Source organism: Campylobacter sp. JMF_04 NA10 (genome assembly GCF_027737655.1).
In the GTDB taxonomy this organism is placed as follows: Bacteria; Campylobacterota; Campylobacteria; order Campylobacterales; family Campylobacteraceae; genus Campylobacter_B.
Genome location: NZ_JAOVTZ010000002.1, coordinates 245,760 through 264,642, shown reverse-complemented (window position 1 = coordinate 264,642; position 18,883 = coordinate 245,760). Strand labels below are relative to the sequence as shown.

Genomic DNA, 18,883 nt, shown 5'->3' with positions numbered 1-18,883 from the left:
TTTCGCTTTAAATAAAGCCTATTTTGCCCGCTAGCGCATTATGATTTTTATGCGAAATTTCGCTTTCTAGCCGGTCGATAAAATCATCTGCGCTCGCGATAGGGGCGAATTTATGCGCGCGCATAATGGCGGCGAAATCGCCCGGCGTGAGAAAGGCTAAATTTGCTAGGCGCTTTTTTGCCAAATTTGTGATTTTCACGCCCATGGCCACGCAGTTATTTTCAAGTAGTCTAAGTGCTTGTTTTGCGCTTAGATAGTCAAATTTTAGTTTCATATCAAACCTGCGCAAACTAGCCTCATCAAGCGTGTCGATTAGATTGGTCGTGGCGATAAAGATTCCGTCGAAATCTTGCATTTGCGTTAGCATTTCATTGACTTGGGTGATTTCCCACGAGGCGCGCGCACCGCGTCTGTTTTGCAAAAAGCTATCGACTTCGTCGAAAACTAGCACCGCTTTTTTCTTTTTAGCCTGCTTAAACGCCATGGCGATATTTTGCTCGGTTGCGCCTACATAGGCATCTAGCAAGTCGCTGGCGGTTTTGATAATCAGCTCTTTGCCTAGCTCTTTTGCCAAAAATTTCGCAAACTCGCTTTTGCCAGTCCCGCTAGGTCCGTAAATGCAAATCCTAGCGCTCTTTGCCGTTTTTAACTCGGTGCTTAAATTTGTCAAATTTAGCGCCGAATTCACACAGGCTATGTCATAATTGGGCGAAATTTTGATTTTTTGTTTTTTCTTTTTTGTGCCGAAATTTTCGCCAAACTGCGCCTTTAAATTTCCAAAAATGAGATTTTTGAAAATTTCATCTTTATCTCCGTTCTGGATATTTGAAATGACTTTTGTTGCGCCAGAAATCAGCGCAGGCGAGATTTGGGGGATTTTGGCTAGTTTTTTGGCTGTGCGCTCGCAAATATGGTTTTGGGCGTATTTTTGGATAATTTCGAGCCTTTTGCACTTTGGCGGTAAAGAAAACTCAATCACCATATCAAATCGCCTAATATAGGCATTATCCATGCACTCTATGTTATTTGTAACCCAAAATGTCGGCACGGCGTTGGATTCTAGCGTGCGATTTATCATGGCTTTGGAGATATCGTTGCTTTTAAATACATCCTCGACTTCATCGAACATTATCAAAGCCTCGTGCGATTTTAGAATTTTGTCTGTGAATTTTATTTTGCGAAATCTAGCGTCGCCCTTTTCGGAGCGAAAGTCATCGTCATCGCAATATGGGATTTCGTATAGGCTTTTGCCTACGCTTTTGGCAAACATTTTGACAAATTCTGTCTTGCCAGTGCCCGGCTCGCCATAAAGCAAGATATTTGTGCCTTTTAGCCCACGCAATACGAAGCTTTTTAGGCTATCTTCATCGATTTTGAGATAGTCGTAATCGCTAAAATTTAGCTCGCAATCGCCACATTTGCGCAAATAGTATGAAAACAAATACTCAATATCTGTGCCACTTTCGACCATTTTGTATGGGAAATTCTCATCGGCGTAGTCAAGTATTTCGTCTATGCTGGGTTTGTAGTTGTTGTGGCACAGTTTATTAAAAATATAGCTACTCATCAAATTTGATTTTCTATCCAGTGCCTTTCTTACGGCGTCTTGGTCTAAATTTAGGATTGTTGCGATAGCGTAGTGTAGATTTGCGCTAGTGATTTTATCTGTGTATCTGCACCCTCTAAAAAAGTTGTGATTGTCAAATACACGAACGCATATCGAAAATTCGAGTATATCGCGCTCGGTATGGTTTAGATTTAAAAATTTGCAAATGAAATTTAGGTTGTCATCTAAAATTTTATAGGTTTTTAAATTTTTATTTTCATATTTACTAAGCTCGGATTTGATGAAATTTTTATCAACTTTTCTTTGATAACCAGCGAAATCATACCCGTCTTCCTCTTTTTTGTCGAACATTTTGTATTCGTTGATATAGGCTATCGTCCTTAAAACCCAAAGTCTGAACTTTTCGCTAATCTCAAATGGCACGCCTGAATTTCGCATTTTCTATCCTTTCTTTTAAATTCCGATTGGATTTTACTCAAAATTTCAGACACTTTTGTGTCAAATTTAGCCACAAAAATTTCTAAATTTGACAAATTTTCGGTGATTTTATCACTATGCGCGCGCTCTTAAAATGCTATAATCGCGCCAAATTCGTAAAATTTAGAAAAAAGGAGAGAGTATGCAAAGCATAAAAACCCGTATGATTCGCATAGTAATCGGCGCGATAATCATGGTAGTCGGGGCGTTTTATCATAGCTGGTGGGGCGCAGTGGGGCTAGTGCCGTTTGTCGTGGGGGTGAGTGGATTTTGTCCTGCGTGTTATTTTTTGAATCGTTGCAAACTGCCACAAAATTAAAATTTAAAAGTAGGGCAAGCTTGCCCTACAAATTAATTCGAAGTATTTGAATCGCTTGAAGTGTTGTTGATATAGGCGTTTGTGCTGATTTTGTTCCACTCGCGGCCGATTTTTAAAAACGCTCTTTGACTATCCAAAATCTCTTTGAAAAGCGGATCTTTCGCGCTTTCTTCATCTAAAATTTCATTTGTCGCGCTTCTTAGTTTCTCGACTACATCGGCAGGGAAATTGCGGACTTGCACATTTGGAAACTGCGCTTTAAGCTCTGCCCAAATTTTAGAATTCTCATAAAAGCCCTTGTTTTGGAAGTTTTCGCCAGCTAGGCGCGCTGCTGCTTCGATGATAGCTTGCAAATCAGCAGGAAGCTTCTCGAAAGCCTTTAAATTCACCAAAATTTGGCAATCCCCAGCTGGTTCTTGCCAGCCTGTGTAGTAGTAGTTTGCAACTTTGTGAAAGCCAAGAGGCATATCATACACCGGGCTTACCCACTCCACAGCGTCGATTGTGCCCATTTCTAACGCCATAAATAGCTCGCCAGTTGGGACTGTGTTTATCGTAGCACCTAGTTTGCTCATTACCTCGCCACCAAAGCCAGGAATTCTAAATTTAATGCCTTGCAAATCAGCTAACGAGTTGATCTCTTTTTTAAACCAACCACCCATTTGCATGCCAGTTGAGCCCATTAGAAATGTCTTCATGCCATACGCGCTAAACATTTTGTCATTTAGCTCTTTTCCGCCACCATAATAATACCAAGCGTGTTGCTCATCAGTAGTCATACCAAATGGCACGGCAGTCCATAGCATGGTCTTTGCGTCCTTGCCTTTGTAGTAATATAGCGAAGTATAGCCTAAATCATACTGACCGCTTTTTACAAAATCAAAAACGCCAAAGCTGGCTTTGTGCTTTGACGGAGTGTCGATACGGATTTCCAATCGTCCGCCACTTAGCTCTTCGGCGTATTTTTTAAACTCATTAGCCGCGTCGCCCAGAACTGGCATAGTGCTCTCCCAGGTGCTAGCTAGGCGCAAGCGGTATTTTTTATCTGCCGCGAAAGCGTGTGTCGAAAAAAGCATTACAAATGCTAAAACTAAAAATTTTTTCATAAAAATCTCCCTTCAATAAATTTTTAAAATTTTAATTAAATAATTCAGGTTTGTTTGCGCGCAAAAACTCAACCACAGCGATTGGTTCGTCTGCACCCTGCGCGTCTGAGTTTTGCAGGACTTCGTCGATATTTTCGATATAGGCTTGCGCGGCGGCTTGGAGTTTGTCGCGTCTGACGCCAGCGTAGATTAGCATGGCTTCGAGTGTGATATTTAGCTCGTAGATTAAATCATCGTTGCTTAAATTTTCGTTTTCAGATTTCATTTTCTGCCTTTTGGGTTTTTAAATTTATGAGTTGTTCGATTTGGGACTTTATCGCTTCGTATGAATTCGCGTCCTTAAAGCCGATAAAAATCCCGCCACTAGCGTTTGCGTGTCCGCCACCGCCAAGTAGATTTTTCGCCATTGCGCTCACATCGACTTTGCCGTTTGCACGGAAACTTAGCGTTTTTTTCGAGGTTACATCGATGAAAAAGTCCATATCAGGGTTGCGCGTCAAAAAGTCATTTCCGATGACGCTGACATTGCCGATATTGTAGGTCAAAATGCCTTTGTGGTTCTCGTATTTGATGATAAATTTGTCTTTTTGCGCGCCAAGGAGCGTGACGACATAATCCGAGATTAGGTTGCTTAGCGTGTCATTTCGCTCGGCGTTAAAAAAGCTTTTTTTGATAGCGTGAAGCGCGTCATCTAGGGCGATGTGAGGCTCGTTTAAATTTTGAAATTCAAAAATTTTATTTAGCAAAAAATTTATATACTCTCTGCTTTGCTCTTCGAACATGATTTTGTTGATCTCTTTTGCGCCCGCGACCATACCAAGGCAAACCTTGCCAAGCTCGAACTCGCTCTCATCTTTTAGCCAGATATCGACTGCATTTACGACCTTGACAAATTTCGCTAGCTCTTCGTCCTCGCCAAAAATCGCGCTGAAAAAATCATAGGTGATTTTGGTAGCGCAACGAGAATTATCCAGCAGATACCAAGGGTGCTTTTGCGCGCACTCTGCGCCACTTTGGTGATGATCGAGCAAGAAAATTTTGGCGTTTTTTTGCGCTAATTGTGTTTGAAATTTCTCACACTGAGCGGGGAGCAAATTTAGATCAGTTATCAAAACAAGTGATTTTGCGTCTGGGTTAGTTTGCAAATTTTCATCGATTTTGCCCAAAATTTGGTCAAATTTTTCGACGATTTCTTTGCCATAATTTGCGTTAAAAAACTCCACGCCACTAAGGTAGTGCGCGACTACGAGCTGGGCAGAGTATCCGTCTAAATCGGTGTGGCTTAGGTGGTAAATTTTCATTAACGCTCTTTTTTGATAATGTCTTGCAAGGTGACATTTTGCATATACTCATCGACTTTGTCTTGAAGCTCGTTAAACATGAGATTTACGCGACACAAAGCCCGTCCGTTTGGGCAGCCTTTGGTGCCTTCTTGTGTGCAATCAAAAATCGAAGCTTTGCGTTTTTCGGCGCTTGTGATGATTTCAAGTAGGGTGATTTCGCTAGGTTTTTTGGCTAGGCTAAATCCGCCTTTTGCACCTTTAAATGAGTTTAAAAGCTTGCTTCTAGCAAGGCTTTGCAAAATTTTGGCTAAAAAACTGCGTGAAATTTGAAGTTTTTCAGATATCGTATCGACATCCACAGATTCGCTATTTTGATTTTGAGCTATGCAAATCATCGCAAGTAGGGCGTATTCTGACGCTTTTGTAAAGAGCATTTTCTCTCCTTTTTTGATAAATCCGACTATTTTACCCAAAAAAAGCAAAAATTTAGGTAAATTTAGTATAATTACCGCTTATTTTATTTCACCGATCAGGAGGTCATTATGGCTTTAGACACGGCTCAAAAAGCACAAATAGTTGCGAAATTCGCTAGAAAAGAGAAAGATACAGGTTCAGCAGAGGTGCAAATCGCGCTACTTTCTGCAAAAATTGCATATCTTACAGATCACATCAAAGCAAATCCAAAAGATTTCTCGTCTCGCCTTGGACTACTTAAAATCGTAGGTCAAAGAAAAAGAATGATGAAATATCTAAAAAATAAAGATTACGCTACATACTCAAAACTAGTTGCAGAACTTGGTTTAAGAGATAAATAATTTCAGTTTTTATTTTGTCTTAAAGCGCGTCTAGCCTCGCTAGATGCGCTTTTTTTATAACTAAAAATTTAAAATTTTTAAGTGATAATCATCAATTTATAACGCACAAAACACAGCGATATTCAAATTTTAAAAGCCTATACCTAAAATTTAGTAATCTTATGCGAAAAATTTTCGTGTGCTGTGCTTTGTATGGGACATACAAGTTGAAATTTTTTATTATAAAAAAAATTAAACATCGCAAAGATAAATTTTGCATTATAAAATTTTATAAATTCGGTGATAAAAATTTTTCAGTTTTGACGACTTTACTTGTTATATTTACTCGTAGTAAAAAACAATAAAAATTTTCAAATTTCCTCGCAAATTCCCCAAATTTTAGCCCATTTTAAGAGGGGGGGGGATACAATATAAACTTTATTTTTTTTACAAAGGGCGAAAAATGATTGATAGCGTGGTTGCAAGCGAGCTGTTTATAAACGAGGATATTTTGACATTTTGGGCGGGCAGAAACAAAGAAATCTGCGATATGTGCGTGGCAAACGAAAATTTCGATCGTATCAAACGCTACAATATTTCGCTATCGAATCTCAAAGTCGATACTTTTAGAGCTGGCCATGTGCTTTTTGGCGATGTGGGCGATATATTTTTGAAATTCAGTGCGGGACGCATTAGGTTTTACGGCGACAAGGCTCCAAGGCTGTATCAGGGCGTGTGCCATACCAAAACCAGAATCGGGCGAAAAGATGTGGAGTTTCACTTCGTCTATGCCTCGGCTTACGACGCTAGCGACAATCTCATCGAGGTTTTGCACATCGCAAACGACAAAGAGACTATGTTTTGCCTCGTCGATATCATGCTAAATGGTCAAGATTTCAGCGTCGATGAATACCATGCGCCGACTAAAATCGACCTTGACGCTGACCACACTAGAAGGGTTGCGAGCGTAGATGTGCGAAACCAGCAGTGGAACATAAACACCGCCAAAACAGCCGAAAAAGCAAAAGACGAAAATTTGGATAGCGAGATGATTAAACGCTCTAAATTTGAGGTTGCGGGGCAGATTTCGACACTGCTAGAAAAGCACAAAGAGACGCTGAAAAATATCACAAATAGAAGTGGCGAGAATTTTTACGATTTGTATGCGAAATTTAGCGTTTATGACGATTTTTTGAAAATCGAGAGCTACAAAAGCGCGCTTGGCGATATCCAAACAATCCTAAATAAAATTTATAAAATCAAATTTGACAGGCTTTTGGACTGAAATTTGGGTCAAATTTGGCTTTTTGTTTGAAATTTGCGTGTAATTTTACGATAAATTTTATGATAAATTTTGCGCAAAATTTCAAGTAAAATTTGGGCTTGAATTTTAAAATTTAAAATTCCATTTAAATTTAGCGTTGAGCGATTTTTTGAATTTGGGCTAAATTTTAATATTTTGCAAAAATACTGCGCCGAAATTTTTGGCTCGTAGATTGCCACGGCGACTGCGTCGCCTCGCAATGACAGCGGTTTTAGGGCAATGAATTTTGCGTTCGTGGATTGCTTCGGCGATACTCGCCTCGCAATGACAGCAATTTTAGCGTAAGGCATTTTAAGCTCGTAGATTGCTTTGTCGCTTTGCTCGCAATGACAAATCAAAAAATTTTCAAAATTTCACGCTCAAATTCCGCAAATTTCACGCCAAATTTCACTCGCCAGAAAAGTCCTCCGCTACCATTGCGGCTAGGCGGAGTTTTTCATTATCGAAATGTGTGTAAATGCGCGAGGTATTCAGGCTCGCATGCCCTAGGGCTTCTTGGACTAGCACCAAATCTTTTTCACGCTTGTAAAGCATGGTTGCAAAGGTGTGGCGAAGCATGTGCGCGCCGTTTTTTTTCTTGCGAATTCCTACGCTTAAAAGCAGTTTTTCTACGATTCTGCTGATATAAGCCTGAGTGAGCGCCGAGCCTTTTTTGTTGGTAAAGACATAATCATCTTTGTTTGCAAAATTCGTTTCCAACGCGTCCAAATCGCCCTGGATAAGGCGCTTTTTTATCATTACGACGCGGTATTTATTTCCCTTGCCTCGTATCCGCAGTACATACAAATCTCCGTCCTCACTGATATCCTTGCGGCGCAGGTTTATCGCCTCTCCGACGCGGATTCCTGTGTAGATAATCACCTTTAAAATCAATCTATTTCTATGGGTAAATTTCTTAAAATCCGCGCTATTTATTGCGCCGATAAATTTCGAAATTTCATCTTCGCTTAAAAACTCAGGCAGTTTCACGCCACGATTTCCGCTCACGCCGCCCCAGCTTTTAAGCTCTATTCCGTAGTTGTGCGAGGCGCCATTAGTTTCGTTTTGGCGGTCGATGAAGCCAAAAAAGTTTATCACGGCGATTCGGTAGTTTTTTTTGCTCGCATCGCTAAGCCCTCCCGTGATAGAGGCCAAAACCTCGCTTAAAAGCTCTTCGTCGATATTTTTCATGCTTTCTAGCTCGTAGGATAAAAGCGCGTTATAGAGCTTAAAAAGCGGGTTGAAATATGTATTAATGCCCGTTAGCCCCGCGTTTCTAGCGTCTTTGGCTAGGGTTGAGAGAGCCCCTATATTTGGGACATTTTTGGCTAGTGCCATTATGGTTTTGCTAAACAGCTCCTCGTTTTTAAGCTCTTTGTTTGAAAGCGAGCTTAGCTTATACCTGACGAATTTGGCCATCCAAAAAAGTAGCGAAGCGGCGAAATTTTCTTTGGCGTCTAGGGGTTGTTTCATTTCTCGTCCTTAAAGATCACAAACGGCAACATTAGCGTGTTTTTGATGAGATTATATGGGGTTTTTAAAACATCTGTGGTGACGGCTGTCGAGTAAGTCGGCTTACTCATAGTGCCTCGAATTTCGATGATAGTCGAGATTGTCTTATCCTCGCCCAAGATTATTTGATTTAAAAGCGGGATTTTCGAGATTATCGAGCTTGCGTCTTTGAGATATTTTAGCTCCAAATCAATATTTAGCGCGCCTGATTTTAGATTTACTTCGCCGTTTCCTGCGATATCTGCGCTCGTGCCCTCAAACTGCATTGCGTTTAGATAGATTTTATCCTCGCTGCGGCGGAAGTAAATTTTGCCGTTTTTCACGCTAAATCCGCGGTCATTAAAATCTGGCGTTTTGAAAGCCAGAAGCGAAGGGACGGAGTTTAGGAAGCTAAGGAGTTTTTGATAGACGATATAATCTTTCAAAAATGTATTTTCGACCAAAATCTCCCCTCGATAGTTTCTTGGATCGATTCCGCTGGCTTTGAGCGTGAAATTTCCACTATCGAAGCTTTGCGAGCCGATGATTTGATTCAGCTCCCTGCCACTGATATTTTGCGCGAAAATTTGAAATAGGCTTTTTCTGAAAATTAGCTTAAAATCGCCTTGCTTGAATTTCGCATTTAGGCTCATATCCTTGCCAGAAAGCGAGCCTGAATACGACACCAAGTCGATAGTTTTGTTCATATCGGTTAAAATCACAGATGAATTTGTGCCAGAAAAGTTAAATTTCGAGCGCGCAGAATTCGAGCCTGAGTTAAATTCGCTGGTTTGGACGCTAGTATTTATCATGATATCGAGGTCTTTGAGCGTGATATTTGTGCCAGCCTTGCCACTGCTAAAACTTAGTTTGCCATTGCCCGTAGCGCCATTTAGCGAGCTTCCTGCGACCTTTAAATTTAGACTATCGCTATTGTAATACCTGCCATTTTTTTCTATCAAACCAAAGTCAAATTTCAAATTTTTGCTAGTGATTGTGAAATTTGAAAAATCAGCCGTGCTAATGTGCGCATCACCGCCCGTGATTCCGATAGTTTTGAGGGTTTTGGAAAAATTTATTAGATCTTTTATCTCGGCTACATTTATGTCGATTTTATCGCCAAATCTCATATCTGCACCTAAAAACTGCGAGTGCAAAATCGGCGCAGTCCCGCTAAAATCGAGCGTGAGATTGTCTTTGACATTTGAGAATTTTAAAATTTCATTATCCCCAGCCGTGATATTAAAGCTTTTTATCTCTCCGCTAAATTTAGCCTTACGCGTGGTAAAATCAATAGTCCCGTCAGCCGTGGCGTTGAAAATTTCATTGCTTAGATTTGAGTTTTTGATATCAAGCTTTTTCTCCGTGATATGCACGCTAGCATGGCTGCTTTTAAATTTGGCCTTTGAAATCATAATTTCGCCGTTTTTTAGGCTCACATTTGCATCTACGGCTGCGCTTTCATGCACTGGGTCGATGTCGATTAGCACTCGTGCGTCGATCTGCTCGGCCTTGCTGACATACACTGGCTCATTTATGCCATAAAACGCCAAAATATCAATCAAATCTTTGCCGATATTTTCTTTGGTGCGCAAATCAAGCGCGACAATCGGCTCTCCGCTAAAAATTTGCTTGATTTTCACCCCAGAGCCATCTAGGCTAATACCATTAAATGTCGGATTGCCGATAGCTATATCTAGCGTGCCATCTTCTAGCGTGATATCAGCACAATCAGCGATAACTGGCGAAACGGTGCTAGCGAAGCTCACATTTAAATCCTGCGCACTGGCTCTTGCGAAAATGCGCTTCTCATCGGCGTGGGGATCATCTAAATCAATGGCGATTTTTAGGGTGTCGATGTAGTATTTCTGCGCTACGACCAGCCCGTAAATCCACTCTTTGGCGTGAGGATTGAGGCCTGTGAGCGCGCCAAGCTCGTCCATAAAGCGTTTTAGACTCGTGGCGTGGGCGTTTGAAACCTCTAAATTTAAATTTGAGCCTACATTTAGTGCAGAAATTTCGCCTGAGATTTCATGCGAAGCAAATGTGCCGTTAAAATCATAAATGCTAGATTTGAAATTCGCGCTAGCTTCGCCTTTAAGCGTGGCGTTGAAATCTTTGAGCGAAATTTCATTTACGCTCACTTTTAGTCCGTTGCTAAGCTGGCTAAGGCCTGCGTTTATGCGAAAATAGCGAGTGTCGATAAAAAATATATCATCGTGGTATAAAACCTCGATTCTATCCTCGCCAATGCGCAAATTTTGGATATTAATCTCCTCGAAAAATTTCATCGCAAGGGTAAATTTCTTGCTATATTCGATGAGTTTTTCGTTTTTTTCCCTAAGCTCGGCTGGGGTTTTTGGCGTAGGATTTGCATCTGAGAGCTCTTTTTTGTTGATTTGCAGATCTTTTACGCGCAAGATTAGATTGTTTTCAAGCTTTAAAAAAAATCCCTCGATTTTGACGAATTTATTCTCAAATTTATCGATTTTTACCCCTGTTTTTATAAAGATAATTCCACTCATAAAAAGTAAAAGCAAAATGGTAAAAAATCCGTAGATTATCTTTCGTATCACACGCTCTCCAAACTTTTGGCTAAATAAATTTGTGCGTATAATATAAAATTTAGGCAAAATTTGGGCTTATTTTCGTATAATTTCGCAAAATTTGATTAAGGAAAATTATGCAATCTTTGGGCAGGCTTATCCGTTTTTTATCTTTTGTAGTTGAAATTTTACTAATTTTCGTAGCAGTTATTTTCTGGGATTTTCACCAAAGCGCGCAAAACCCAAAAATCGTCGCAGTAGGCCAAGGAAGCGCGGTAAAAATTTTATCTTCGCTGGGGACCGGGGCGAGATTTGGCAAGACTCACGCTAGACTTCTCTCGCTTTATGGTGGCGCAAAAACCGGTGAATTGGAGCTAAGTAGCGAAAATTTACCAAAATATAGATTTTTATACGAGCTAGCTCACGCAAAGCCTGTGATGAACGAAATCAAGCTAATTCCTGGCGAGACCACGATAGTATTTTTGCAAAATTTAGCCAAATCTCGCGCGTTAAGTTTTGAAATTTTAGAGAGCGAATACAACGCAACTGCGCCGTTTTATGAGGGATTTTTGGTGCCTGAGACCTATAAAATCAATAAAAACGAAAACGAAAAAAATATCATTAAAATTTTAAGCGCGAGTGCGAATAAATTTCACGCCGAATTTAGAGAAAAACACTGCGCCGATTGCAACGATACAGCCTATAAAGAGGCGCTAATTAAGGCTTCGATTATACAAAAAGAGGCCGCAAACGCTGATGAAATGCCAATCGTAGCCTCAGTAATTGAAAACCGCCTAAAAATCGGCATGCGACTTCAAATGGACGGCACGCTAAATTACGGGCTGTATTCGCACACTAGGGTTACGCCAGCGCGTATCCGCACCGATACTAGCCACTACAACACATATCTAAATGACGGCCTGCCACACGAGCCTGTGTGCGTGGTCTCGCCAAATGCAATAAAAGCGGTCTTTGCGCCAGCGAGCACTGAATTTTTATATTTCATGCGAAATAAAAAAACAGGCTTGCATGATTTTGCCAAAACACAGGTCGAGCACGAGCGCAATGTCAGAGCTGCGCGAAGCGCAAAATAACAAAAAGGAGAGATTATGGCGATTTATTATACTTACACGGACGAATCCCCAGCCATAGCTACATACTCGCTACTACCGATAATTGGGGCGTTTTTGCGCTCAGAAAATATCGAGGTGAAAACGGCTGATATTTCGCTTGCTAGCAGGGTTTTGGCGAATTTTAGCGAGTATTTAAGCGAGGAGCAAAAAACTAGCGATGATTTGGCGTTTTTGGCAAATTTGACCAAAAGTAGCGACGCAAATATCATAAAACTACCAAATATTTCAGCCTCGCTTCCACAGCTAAAAGCCTGCATTAGCGAGCTTCAAGCAAGAGGTTATGCTTTGCCAAACTACCCAGATAACGCGCAAAGCGACGAGGAAAAATCTATCAAAGCCCGCTATGCAAAGGTGTTAGGAAGCGCGGTAAATCCAGTCCTTCGCGAGGGCAACTCAGACAGACGCGCCGCAAAAAGCGTCAAAGACTACGCTAGGGCAAATCCTGTGTGGAGTGCCCAGTGGAGCGGGAGTGAGCAAACCTGCGTAGCAAGCATGAGCGGGGGCGATTTTTACGCTTCTGAGAAATCGAAAATTTTCGCTAATGGTGCAAATTTAAGCATAAATTTCACTTGCGCTAGTGGCGAGAAAACCTGCCTAAAAACCCTAAAAATCGAACCTGGCGAGGTCGTAGATAGCGCGTTTATGAGCGTGAGCGAGCTTGGTAATTTTATCGCCGCTAGCGCGCAAAAAGCCAAAGAAAGCGGGCTTGTGTATAGCGCGCATTTGAAGGCTACGATGATGAAGGTAAGCGATCCTGTGATTTTCGGACGATTTGTGAGCGTGCTATTTAATGGGGTTTTCGCCGAATTTAAAGATGAGTTTAAAAGCCTTGGCATAAATGCAAACGACGGGCTAAAAGCGGTTTTTGAGAAAATAAAAAATTCGCCAAATTTCGCCCAAATAAAGGCTAAATTTGACGAAGCGTTTGCAAATTTGCCCGAAATTTATCATATCGACGAAAATACGACAAATTTCGATATGCCAAATTTGGTGATAATCGACGCTTCGATGCCTGCGATGATACGAAACGGCGGGAAGCTACGCACCAAAGGCGGGCAAATGCGCGAAGCAATGGCGGCGATCCCTGATAGAAGCTACGCTAAAATTTACGAGGCGATGATTGCGGATTTGCGCTTGCACGGATTTTTGGACCCTGCTAAAATCGGAGCCGTGGCAAATGTGGGATTAATGGCGCAAAAAGCCGAAGAATACGGCTCGCACGATAAGACCTTTATCATGGAAAATGACGGGCGTATCGAGGTTGTAAGCGAAAATGGCGAAGTAGTTTTTGCGTATGATTTGCAAAAAGGCGATATTTTTCGCATGACGCAAACCAAAGAAAAAGCGATTAAAAACTGGGTAAATTTAGCGTTTTCGCGCGCTAAAATCAGTGGCGAGAAGCTGATTTTTTGGCTAGATGAGGCTAGGGCGCACGATAGAAATATAAAAGAAATTTTGCTAAGCCAAATCGCTCAAAATGCCGAATTTAAGGGCGCAAATTTTGAAATTTTAGATCCGTATAAAGCTGTAATTAAGACAAACGAGATTATTCGAAGCGGGCAAAATGTCATAAGCGCGACGGGAAATATTTTGCGCGATTATTTGACCGATTTATACCCGATTTTGGAGCTTGGAAGTAGCGCGAAAATGCTCTCAATCGTGCCACTTTTGGAGGGTGGAGCGATGTTTGAGACGGGTGCTGGTGGGACTGCGCCGGATTTGGTGGCTATGATGAGGGAGCAAAATCACCTTAGCTGGGATAGTTTGGGCGAGTTTATGGCGCTGTGTGAGGCGCTGGAATTTGTAGCGCAAAAAGAGCAAAACAAAAAAGCAAAAACCCTAGCAAATGCGCTAAATGCGGCTATTTTTAGGTATTTAAATGAAGCAAAATCCCCAAGCCGCGAAGTAGGGCAAAATGATATTCGTGCAAGCCACTATTTTTTGGCTAAATTTTGGGCGGAAGAATTGGCTAAATTCGAGCCAAAATTCGAGCAAATTTATGCAAAATTTAGCGAAAACGAGGCGGAAATTTTAGATGAATTAAACGCAGGGCAGGGCAAAGGCGTGGATTTTGGCGGATATTTTATGCTGGAATTTGACAAAATGCAAAAAATCATGCGCCCAAGCAAAATTTTAAACAAAATCATAGAGGAAATTTAATGAAAATAGCAATAATCGGAGCTGGAAATATCGGCGCAAATGTCGCAAACAATGTGATTGTAAATGAAAATTTAGCCAAATCTATCAGCGAAATCGCGCTTGTGGATATCGCAGAAAATATCGCGCGCGGTAAGGCGCTGGATTTGGCGCATTTAGCGAGCCTTTGCGAGTGCGATATGAGAGTGTGCGCTGGAAGCGAGCCAGAGCTTTTAAAGAGCGCAGATATCGTCGTAATCACGGCTGGGCTTACGCGAAAAGCGGGGCAAAGCAGGGAAGATTTGCTAAGAGCAAATGCTAAAATCGTGAGCGAGTGCGCGAGGAACACAGCCAAATTCGCCCCTAATGCGATAATCATCATCGTAACAAATCCGCTTGATTTAATGGTTTTGTGCGCGCAAAAAGCAAGCAATTTTGCCCCTAGTCGCGTCATCGGCATGGCTGGCGAGCTAGATAGTGCGAGGCTGAAATTTGAGATTGCGAAATTTAGCGGGGATAAAATTTCGGCTCTAAATGCCCCAGTGGTGGGCACTCACAACGATGAAATGGTGATTTTAAAGGACGAGATAAACGCTAAAATTTCAGCTACTGATTTAAACGCTGCCTCGCAAAATACCCTAAATAGTGGCAAAAGCGTCGTTAGCCTGCTTGGCACTTCGGCGTATTTCGCCCCTGCTGGCGGGATTGTAAAAATCATAAAAAGCATAATTGCAGATGATAATAAAACCCTAATTTGCTCTGTGGTAGATGAAAATGGCGTGCCATTTGGCAGGTTTGTGAGTATCGGCAAAAACGGCGCAACACCCTTAGAATTCGAGTATCCGTTGGAATTTAAGAAAAAATATAACAAAATGGGGCAAAGCATAAGAGAGCTTGAATTTTAAATTCGTGGCAAATTTGCAAAAACGCAAATTTGCCTAAATTTCAAAACGCCCTAACTATCATTTTGCGATACTCGCTAAGCTTTTTTTCATCGCTGTTTTGCATAAATTTTTTAATGTAAGCTAGCAAATTTTCCTTTTCGCGCGGAATTTCGCATTTGACATGAAAGAGATTTGAGCCGTGCTCGTTCATAAAAATCGTATCATTATCCAAGCAATGGATAAATTCGTAAATCTCTTCTAACTTCTCCATTTCGCTCGATTGCGTGTAAAGCCCCTTTTGCATAGCGCGGTAAAGTGGCGTGCCAGGCACCACGGTGAGCATTGAGGTATTTATCATGCTAGGGTGCAAGCCAGAGTAGAGTTTGGCAGTGAGCCTGGCATTAGCTAGTCCGTAGTCGTGCCCGCCAGCACCGTTTAGAAAAATTTAAATCCCGCAGCGTCAAGCTTTTCTAAAACCTCCCTTGCTTGCGCGCTCGTGTAGCCTTTGTTTATTTTTTTGAGCACGATATCATCGCCAGATTCGACGCCGATGTATGGGTCGGCAAACCCTGCGGCGGCTAAATTTCGAATCTGCTCGGCGCTTTTGTCGTAGAAATTATCGATTCTAGCGTATCCGCCGATACTTTTCACGCTTGGGACATATTTGTGAAGTAGTTCGGCGACTCTCATTAGCGTATCGTAACTAGCCGCAAAGCCGTCTGCGCCCTGCAAAAATATCCGTTTTGGTGCGCCAAAAACGCTTGGTATCTCCTTTATAATCTTCCGTCAATCGACACTCTGTTTAAATTTTTCTCGCCGATAGTTTTGATTGCAAAGTCTAGTTTGCTTAGCATTTTTTCTTTGTGAGTATTAAGCATGCCGTCAATTCTCACGCTATCAAACGGGTGCAATGCCCAAAAATATGTGCCTTCAAGCTCCAAATTTGCGATAAATTCGCGCTCTTCTTCTAAAATTTCCTTTTCACTGGCTGGGATAAATTCGCCGTTTAAAATTTGCTCATTTAGCCTCGTATCTTTAAACGCGGTCATTGTGTTTAGCAAAATTTTGCTTGGTTTGATTTCGTTTTCTAACCTCGCCATTGCTCGTGCAGACTCGCTTGCCATGCCACGCCCAGCCGTGCCAAGCATAAGCAAATCACAATGCGAAATGCCGATTTTATTTAGCCTTAGGCACTGAGTTTTGCTATCATCTGCGTCGTAACCTTTGCCTAAATTTCGCATTACGGCGTTAAGACCGCTTTCTATGCCGATGTATAAATCATCTACGCCAGCCTCTTTTAGCGCGATTAATTCCTCGTCGCTTTTGGTGGCGATGTTATCGATCCTAGCATACATTGTGATAGTTTTGATATTTGGCAAATATTTTTTGATTAGCTCGATTCGCGCTAAAAGTTTTTTCGTTCCTAGCGCAAATGGATTGCCACCTACTAGGTAAATGCGCGTCGCTTCCCTCGCGTATGAGCCGTGAAATTTGGTGATTTCGGATAGAAATTCCTCGACCTGCGCAAGGCTTAGCATACGAAATTTCACATTTGCATACATATTGCAATACGAGCAAGAATTGTGCGAACAGCCCTCTGTAATGGGGAGTAAAAGGGTGTTTGCCTCCACTGGTGGGCGGTAGATTGTGCCGTTGTAGTTCATTTTTTCTCCTTATTTTTAAAATTCGATATTTTTATGATTTTCGAAATGTAAATTCAAAAAAAGTAAAATTTGAAAATTTATAAAATTCGGGTTACAACTCTTTGATTATATAGCTAGCTAGCTCTTTTATCGCCTCTTCGTTTCTGCGATAATATGTCCATTTGCCGTGTCTTTCGCAGAGCAAAAGCCCAGCTCTTTGGAGCATATCGAGGTAGTTTGACACGGTAGAAGGCGACAGACCTGCCTTTTCTTGGATACTGCTGACGCACACGCCGCCTTTTAGATCGACTACTTCGCCAAGCGAATTGCCTTGTGGTGGGAAGTTTGCGTCAGGGTTTTTGAGCCAGTTAAGGATATTTAGTCTAGTTTCGTTGTTTAGTGCTTTGCAAATTTCAATTACATCAATTTTCATTTTTTACCTTTTTTAAAATCGCGAGATTTTATCATACATTTCGATAATTGTCAATATATCAAAATATCTCAAATTTTAAAATTTTATTCTTCTGGGTTGATTTCGACTATTTTATTTAGGACATATTGTTCTAAATCTCGTTTGGCGATATCGTTTTTAAGGGCTTCGTTGTAGATTTTTTCGACAGGTTTGGAGTATTTTTCGTATGGAAAATACAAAAAGTGATTTGCCCAAGCTTTTTGGATTAAATTTTTAGTGATTTCCTTGCGTCCCCATGCCTTAAAGCAGTCAAATCCGATAAAGACAGCAGAGGTCAGCAAAATGGTAAAAAGTATGGAAAAGTGAAAGTCGATTTTGGTAAAAAGCAGGTGAGTAATGCCTATGGCAAACATCACGAAAACAAAGGCAAATGTCCCAAAAATCGCATACGAGCGACCATAATTAAATCTGAAATTTAGCTTAGCGGGATCTACTAGCATACCGTCGTTAAACTCAGCGTTTGCCTCCAATAAATCGCGAAAAAGCACAGGTTTATCCGAGATATGAAACATAATATTTAAAATTTTGTCTTTGCAGTTTTTATTCATCTTTTTTCCTTGTCAAATTTGGCGCCATTATATCTGAATTTTAATTTTTATAAGATAAAATCACCTTTTAAATTTAAGGAGAGCGTAATGTTTGAGATAGCCAATATGAATAATGATGATTTTGTCTATATCAATGGCGAAATCGTGCGTGCCAAGGACGCTGCGATAAGCCCATTTGACCGCGGTTTCATGCTAGGGGACGGCATTTATGAAGCTGCGCCCGTGATAAATGGCAAAATTTGCGATAAAGCCGATTTCTGGGAGAGATTTGAAAATTCTGTCGCACAAATCGAGCTTAAAATCCCATATACTCACGAAGAATACGAGGCGTTTTTAAACGAAGTCATCGCCAAAAACGGCGTCAAAGAGGGCGTGGTTTATACGCAAATCACGCGTGGTGCGGCATTTAGGGACTTCGACTATACTGATACGAAGCCGACTGTGTTTGCCTATGCCTTTTCGAAAGTGATTTTCGATAATCCACTTGGCACCAAAGGTATCGAAATCGTAAGCCTGCCTGAGATTCGCTGGCATAGACGCGATATCAAATCAATCTCGCTTCTAGCGCAGTGTATCTCAAAGCACCTAGCGCATAAGGCTGGGGCTTTCGAGTGCTTTTTGGTAGAAGACGGCTTGGTGACTGAGTGTTCGAGTTCGAGCGCGTTTATCATAAAAGACGGCGTTTTGATTACTAGGCCGCTATCGCAAGACATTTTGCCGGGCATTAGACGCAAGGTGATTTTGGGCTTTGCGGGCGAGCTTGGGCTAAAAGTCGAGCAAAGGGCGTTTAGCATGGAGGAAGTCTATGGCGCAGACGAGGTTTTCATCAGCGCAGCTTCTTTGATGGCAATCCCTGTCATCAAAGCCGACGGCAAGCCGATAAATGGCGGTAAAATCGGCAAATTTACCCCGCTAATTCGCGAGCGCTACGCCAAACACCTAAAAGAACAAGCTGGGCTTTTATAATTTTGCTTTGAAATTTTGCTCGAATTTTATTTAAATTTGGGCAAAATTTGGCAAATTTAATCAAATTTTTAAAATTCAAAATTCTAAAATTTCGCTTCGCAACCCATAAATACTGCGCCTGGAATTTTGATTTTTGATTTTGTTTGATTTTGCATGGCAGAAATTCTTGTTTGGCATAGCGACAAGCAAGTATCTCCGCTCTATGGTGCTTAAAA

20 protein-coding genes are annotated in these 18,883 nt (G+C 41.3%); 7 read left to right on the top strand and 13 right to left on the bottom strand.

Annotated elements, in window-relative coordinates; all coding sequences use genetic code 11:
* Window positions 1-7 precede the first annotated feature (7 nt).
* A complete protein-coding gene (locus OFO12_RS04235) occupies window positions 8-2,005 on the bottom strand; it encodes an ATP-binding protein (protein WP_270869590.1) in 1,998 nt (665 codons plus the stop codon).
* A gap of 181 nt (window positions 2,006-2,186) precedes the next feature.
* On the opposite strand from OFO12_RS04235, the gene OFO12_RS04230 reads away from it, so the two are divergent.
* Entirely contained in the window at window positions 2,187-2,363 is a 177-nt protein-coding gene (locus OFO12_RS04230; RefSeq protein WP_270864919.1) for a YgaP family membrane protein, read from the top strand.
* A gap of 32 nt (window positions 2,364-2,395) precedes the next feature.
* Here OFO12_RS04230 and OFO12_RS04225 read toward each other — a convergent pair whose 3' ends face one another.
* Genes OFO12_RS04225 through OFO12_RS04210 form a run of 4 tightly spaced genes read right to left on the bottom strand, consistent with a single transcriptional unit; the run spans window position 2,396 to window position 5,186 of the window.
* Window positions 2,396-3,469, bottom strand: a complete 1,074-nt coding sequence (locus OFO12_RS04225; RefSeq protein WP_270869589.1) for a TRAP transporter substrate-binding protein — start codon at window positions 3,467-3,469, stop codon at window positions 2,396-2,398.
* Between the two features lie 31 nt (window positions 3,470-3,500).
* Window positions 3,501-3,734, bottom strand: coding sequence for a hypothetical protein (locus tag OFO12_RS04220; RefSeq protein WP_270861813.1), 234 nt, complete (start codon window positions 3,732-3,734; stop codon window positions 3,501-3,503).
* Window positions 3,724-4,770, bottom strand: a complete 1,047-nt coding sequence (locus OFO12_RS04215; RefSeq protein WP_270869588.1) for a DHH family phosphoesterase — start codon at window positions 4,768-4,770, stop codon at window positions 3,724-3,726. The genes OFO12_RS04220 and OFO12_RS04215 overlap by 11 nt, the downstream gene beginning before the upstream one ends.
* Entirely contained in the window at window positions 4,770-5,186 is a 417-nt protein-coding gene (locus tag OFO12_RS04210; RefSeq protein ID WP_270858996.1) for an Rrf2 family transcriptional regulator, read from the bottom strand. Before OFO12_RS04210 ends, OFO12_RS04215 begins: the two co-directional genes overlap by 1 nt.
* Before the next feature lie 108 nt (window positions 5,187-5,294).
* Here OFO12_RS04210 and rpsO point away from each other — a divergent pair, with 108 nt between their 5' ends.
* On the top strand, window positions 5,295-5,567 hold the full coding sequence (gene rpsO / locus OFO12_RS04205) for a 30S ribosomal protein S15 (protein WP_270858995.1): 273 nt from the start codon (window positions 5,295-5,297) through the stop codon (window positions 5,565-5,567).
* A 442-nt stretch (window positions 5,568-6,009) separates the two neighbouring features.
* On the top strand, window positions 6,010-6,831 hold the full coding sequence (locus OFO12_RS04200) for a hypothetical protein (RefSeq protein ID WP_270861811.1): 822 nt from the start codon (window positions 6,010-6,012) through the stop codon (window positions 6,829-6,831).
* 8 nt (window positions 6,832-6,839) lie between these two features.
* Here OFO12_RS04200 and OFO12_RS04195 read toward each other — a convergent pair whose 3' ends face one another.
* From OFO12_RS04195 to OFO12_RS04185, 3 genes are read right to left on the bottom strand one after another with little or no spacing between them, the layout of a single operon-like run.
* A complete protein-coding gene (locus OFO12_RS04195; protein WP_270861810.1) occupies window positions 6,840-7,208 on the bottom strand; it encodes a hypothetical protein in 369 nt (122 codons plus the stop codon).
* A gap of 49 nt (window positions 7,209-7,257) precedes the next feature.
* Entirely contained in the window at window positions 7,258-8,322 is a 1,065-nt protein-coding gene (locus tag OFO12_RS04190; RefSeq protein WP_270869587.1) for a tyrosine-type recombinase/integrase, read from the bottom strand.
* Window positions 8,319-10,916, bottom strand: coding sequence for a YhdP family protein (locus tag OFO12_RS04185; protein ID WP_270869586.1), 2,598 nt, complete (start codon window positions 10,914-10,916; stop codon window positions 8,319-8,321). The genes OFO12_RS04190 and OFO12_RS04185 overlap by 4 nt, the downstream gene beginning before the upstream one ends.
* Before the next feature lie 107 nt (window positions 10,917-11,023).
* Here OFO12_RS04185 and mltG point away from each other — a divergent pair, with 107 nt between their 5' ends.
* From mltG to OFO12_RS04170, 3 genes are read left to right on the top strand one after another with little or no spacing between them, the layout of a single operon-like run.
* Entirely contained in the window at window positions 11,024-11,980 is a 957-nt protein-coding gene (gene mltG, locus OFO12_RS04180; protein WP_270869585.1) for an endolytic transglycosylase MltG, read from the top strand.
* 15 nt (window positions 11,981-11,995) lie between these two features.
* Window positions 11,996-14,179 carry an NADP-dependent isocitrate dehydrogenase gene (locus OFO12_RS04175; protein WP_270869584.1) on the top strand — a complete coding sequence of 728 codons (2,184 nt, stop codon included), beginning with the start codon at window positions 11,996-11,998 and terminating at the stop codon, window positions 14,177-14,179.
* The gene (locus OFO12_RS04170) at window positions 14,179-15,060 is read left to right on the top strand and encodes a lactate/malate family dehydrogenase (protein WP_270869583.1); all 882 of its coding nucleotides are present in this window, start codon (window positions 14,179-14,181) and stop codon (window positions 15,058-15,060) included. Before OFO12_RS04175 ends, OFO12_RS04170 begins: the two co-directional genes overlap by 1 nt.
* A 40-nt stretch (window positions 15,061-15,100) precedes the next feature.
* On the opposite strand, the gene OFO12_RS04165 is transcribed toward OFO12_RS04170, so the two are convergent.
* From OFO12_RS04165 to OFO12_RS04145, 5 genes are all read right to left on the bottom strand, one after another.
* Entirely contained in the window at window positions 15,101-15,397 is a 297-nt protein-coding gene (locus OFO12_RS04165) for a hypothetical protein (RefSeq protein WP_270869582.1), read from the bottom strand.
* A 77-nt stretch (window positions 15,398-15,474) separates the two neighbouring features.
* Window positions 15,475-15,771, bottom strand: coding sequence for a radical SAM protein (locus tag OFO12_RS04160; RefSeq protein ID WP_270869581.1), 297 nt, complete (start codon window positions 15,769-15,771; stop codon window positions 15,475-15,477).
* A gap of 41 nt (window positions 15,772-15,812) precedes the next feature.
* On the bottom strand, window positions 15,813-16,703 hold the full coding sequence (locus OFO12_RS04155) for a radical SAM protein (RefSeq protein ID WP_270869580.1): 891 nt from the start codon (window positions 16,701-16,703) through the stop codon (window positions 15,813-15,815).
* Window positions 16,704-16,794: 91 nt separating this feature from the next.
* Entirely contained in the window at window positions 16,795-17,115 is a 321-nt protein-coding gene (locus OFO12_RS04150; RefSeq protein ID WP_270869579.1) for an ArsR/SmtB family transcription factor, read from the bottom strand.
* Window positions 17,116-17,198: 83 nt separating this feature from the next.
* Window positions 17,199-17,702 (bottom strand): hypothetical protein, encoded by a 504-nt coding sequence (locus tag OFO12_RS04145; protein ID WP_270858980.1) that lies wholly within the window; start codon window positions 17,700-17,702, stop codon window positions 17,199-17,201.
* Window positions 17,703-17,789: 87 nt separating this feature from the next.
* Here OFO12_RS04145 and OFO12_RS04140 point away from each other — a divergent pair, with 87 nt between their 5' ends.
* The gene (locus OFO12_RS04140; RefSeq protein WP_270869578.1) at window positions 17,790-18,668 is read left to right on the top strand and encodes an aminotransferase class IV; all 879 of its coding nucleotides are present in this window, start codon (window positions 17,790-17,792) and stop codon (window positions 18,666-18,668) included.
* The last annotated feature ends 215 nt before the right edge of the window (window positions 18,669-18,883 follow it).

Excerpts from the sequence above, each read along its gene's own strand:
- OFO12_RS04235 (WP_270869590.1), bottom strand. The coding sequence starts at position 2,005 with ATGCGAAATTCAGGCGTGCCATTTGAGATTAGCGAAAAGTTCAGACTT.
- OFO12_RS04230 (WP_270864919.1), top strand. The coding sequence starts at position 2,187 with ATGCAAAGCATAAAAACCCGTATGATTCGCATAGTAATCGGCGCGATA.
- OFO12_RS04225 (WP_270869589.1), bottom strand. The coding sequence starts at position 3,469 with ATGAAAAAATTTTTAGTTTTAGCATTTGTAATGCTTTTTTCGACACAC.
- OFO12_RS04220 (WP_270861813.1), bottom strand. The coding sequence starts at position 3,734 with ATGAAATCTGAAAACGAAAATTTAAGCAACGATGATTTAATCTACGAG.
- OFO12_RS04215 (WP_270869588.1), bottom strand. The coding sequence starts at position 4,770 with ATGAAAATTTACCACCTAAGCCACACCGATTTAGACGGATACTCTGCC.
- OFO12_RS04210 (WP_270858996.1), bottom strand. The coding sequence starts at position 5,186 with ATGCTCTTTACAAAAGCGTCAGAATACGCCCTACTTGCGATGATTTGC.
- rpsO (WP_270858995.1), top strand. The coding sequence starts at position 5,295 with ATGGCTTTAGACACGGCTCAAAAAGCACAAATAGTTGCGAAATTCGCT.
- OFO12_RS04200 (WP_270861811.1), top strand. The coding sequence starts at position 6,010 with ATGATTGATAGCGTGGTTGCAAGCGAGCTGTTTATAAACGAGGATATT.
- OFO12_RS04190 (WP_270869587.1), bottom strand. The coding sequence starts at position 8,322 with ATGAAACAACCCCTAGACGCCAAAGAAAATTTCGCCGCTTCGCTACTT.
- mltG (WP_270869585.1), top strand. The coding sequence starts at position 11,024 with ATGCAATCTTTGGGCAGGCTTATCCGTTTTTTATCTTTTGTAGTTGAA.
- OFO12_RS04175 (WP_270869584.1), top strand. The coding sequence starts at position 11,996 with ATGGCGATTTATTATACTTACACGGACGAATCCCCAGCCATAGCTACA.
- OFO12_RS04170 (WP_270869583.1), top strand. The coding sequence starts at position 14,179 with ATGAAAATAGCAATAATCGGAGCTGGAAATATCGGCGCAAATGTCGCA.
- OFO12_RS04165 (WP_270869582.1), bottom strand. The coding sequence starts at position 15,397 with ATGATAAATACCTCAATGCTCACCGTGGTGCCTGGCACGCCACTTTAC.
- OFO12_RS04155 (WP_270869580.1), bottom strand. The coding sequence starts at position 16,703 with ATGAACTACAACGGCACAATCTACCGCCCACCAGTGGAGGCAAACACC.
- OFO12_RS04150 (WP_270869579.1), bottom strand. The coding sequence starts at position 17,115 with ATGAAAATTGATGTAATTGAAATTTGCAAAGCACTAAACAACGAAACT.
- OFO12_RS04145 (WP_270858980.1), bottom strand. The coding sequence starts at position 17,702 with ATGAATAAAAACTGCAAAGACAAAATTTTAAATATTATGTTTCATATC.
- OFO12_RS04140 (WP_270869578.1), top strand. The coding sequence starts at position 17,790 with ATGTTTGAGATAGCCAATATGAATAATGATGATTTTGTCTATATCAAT.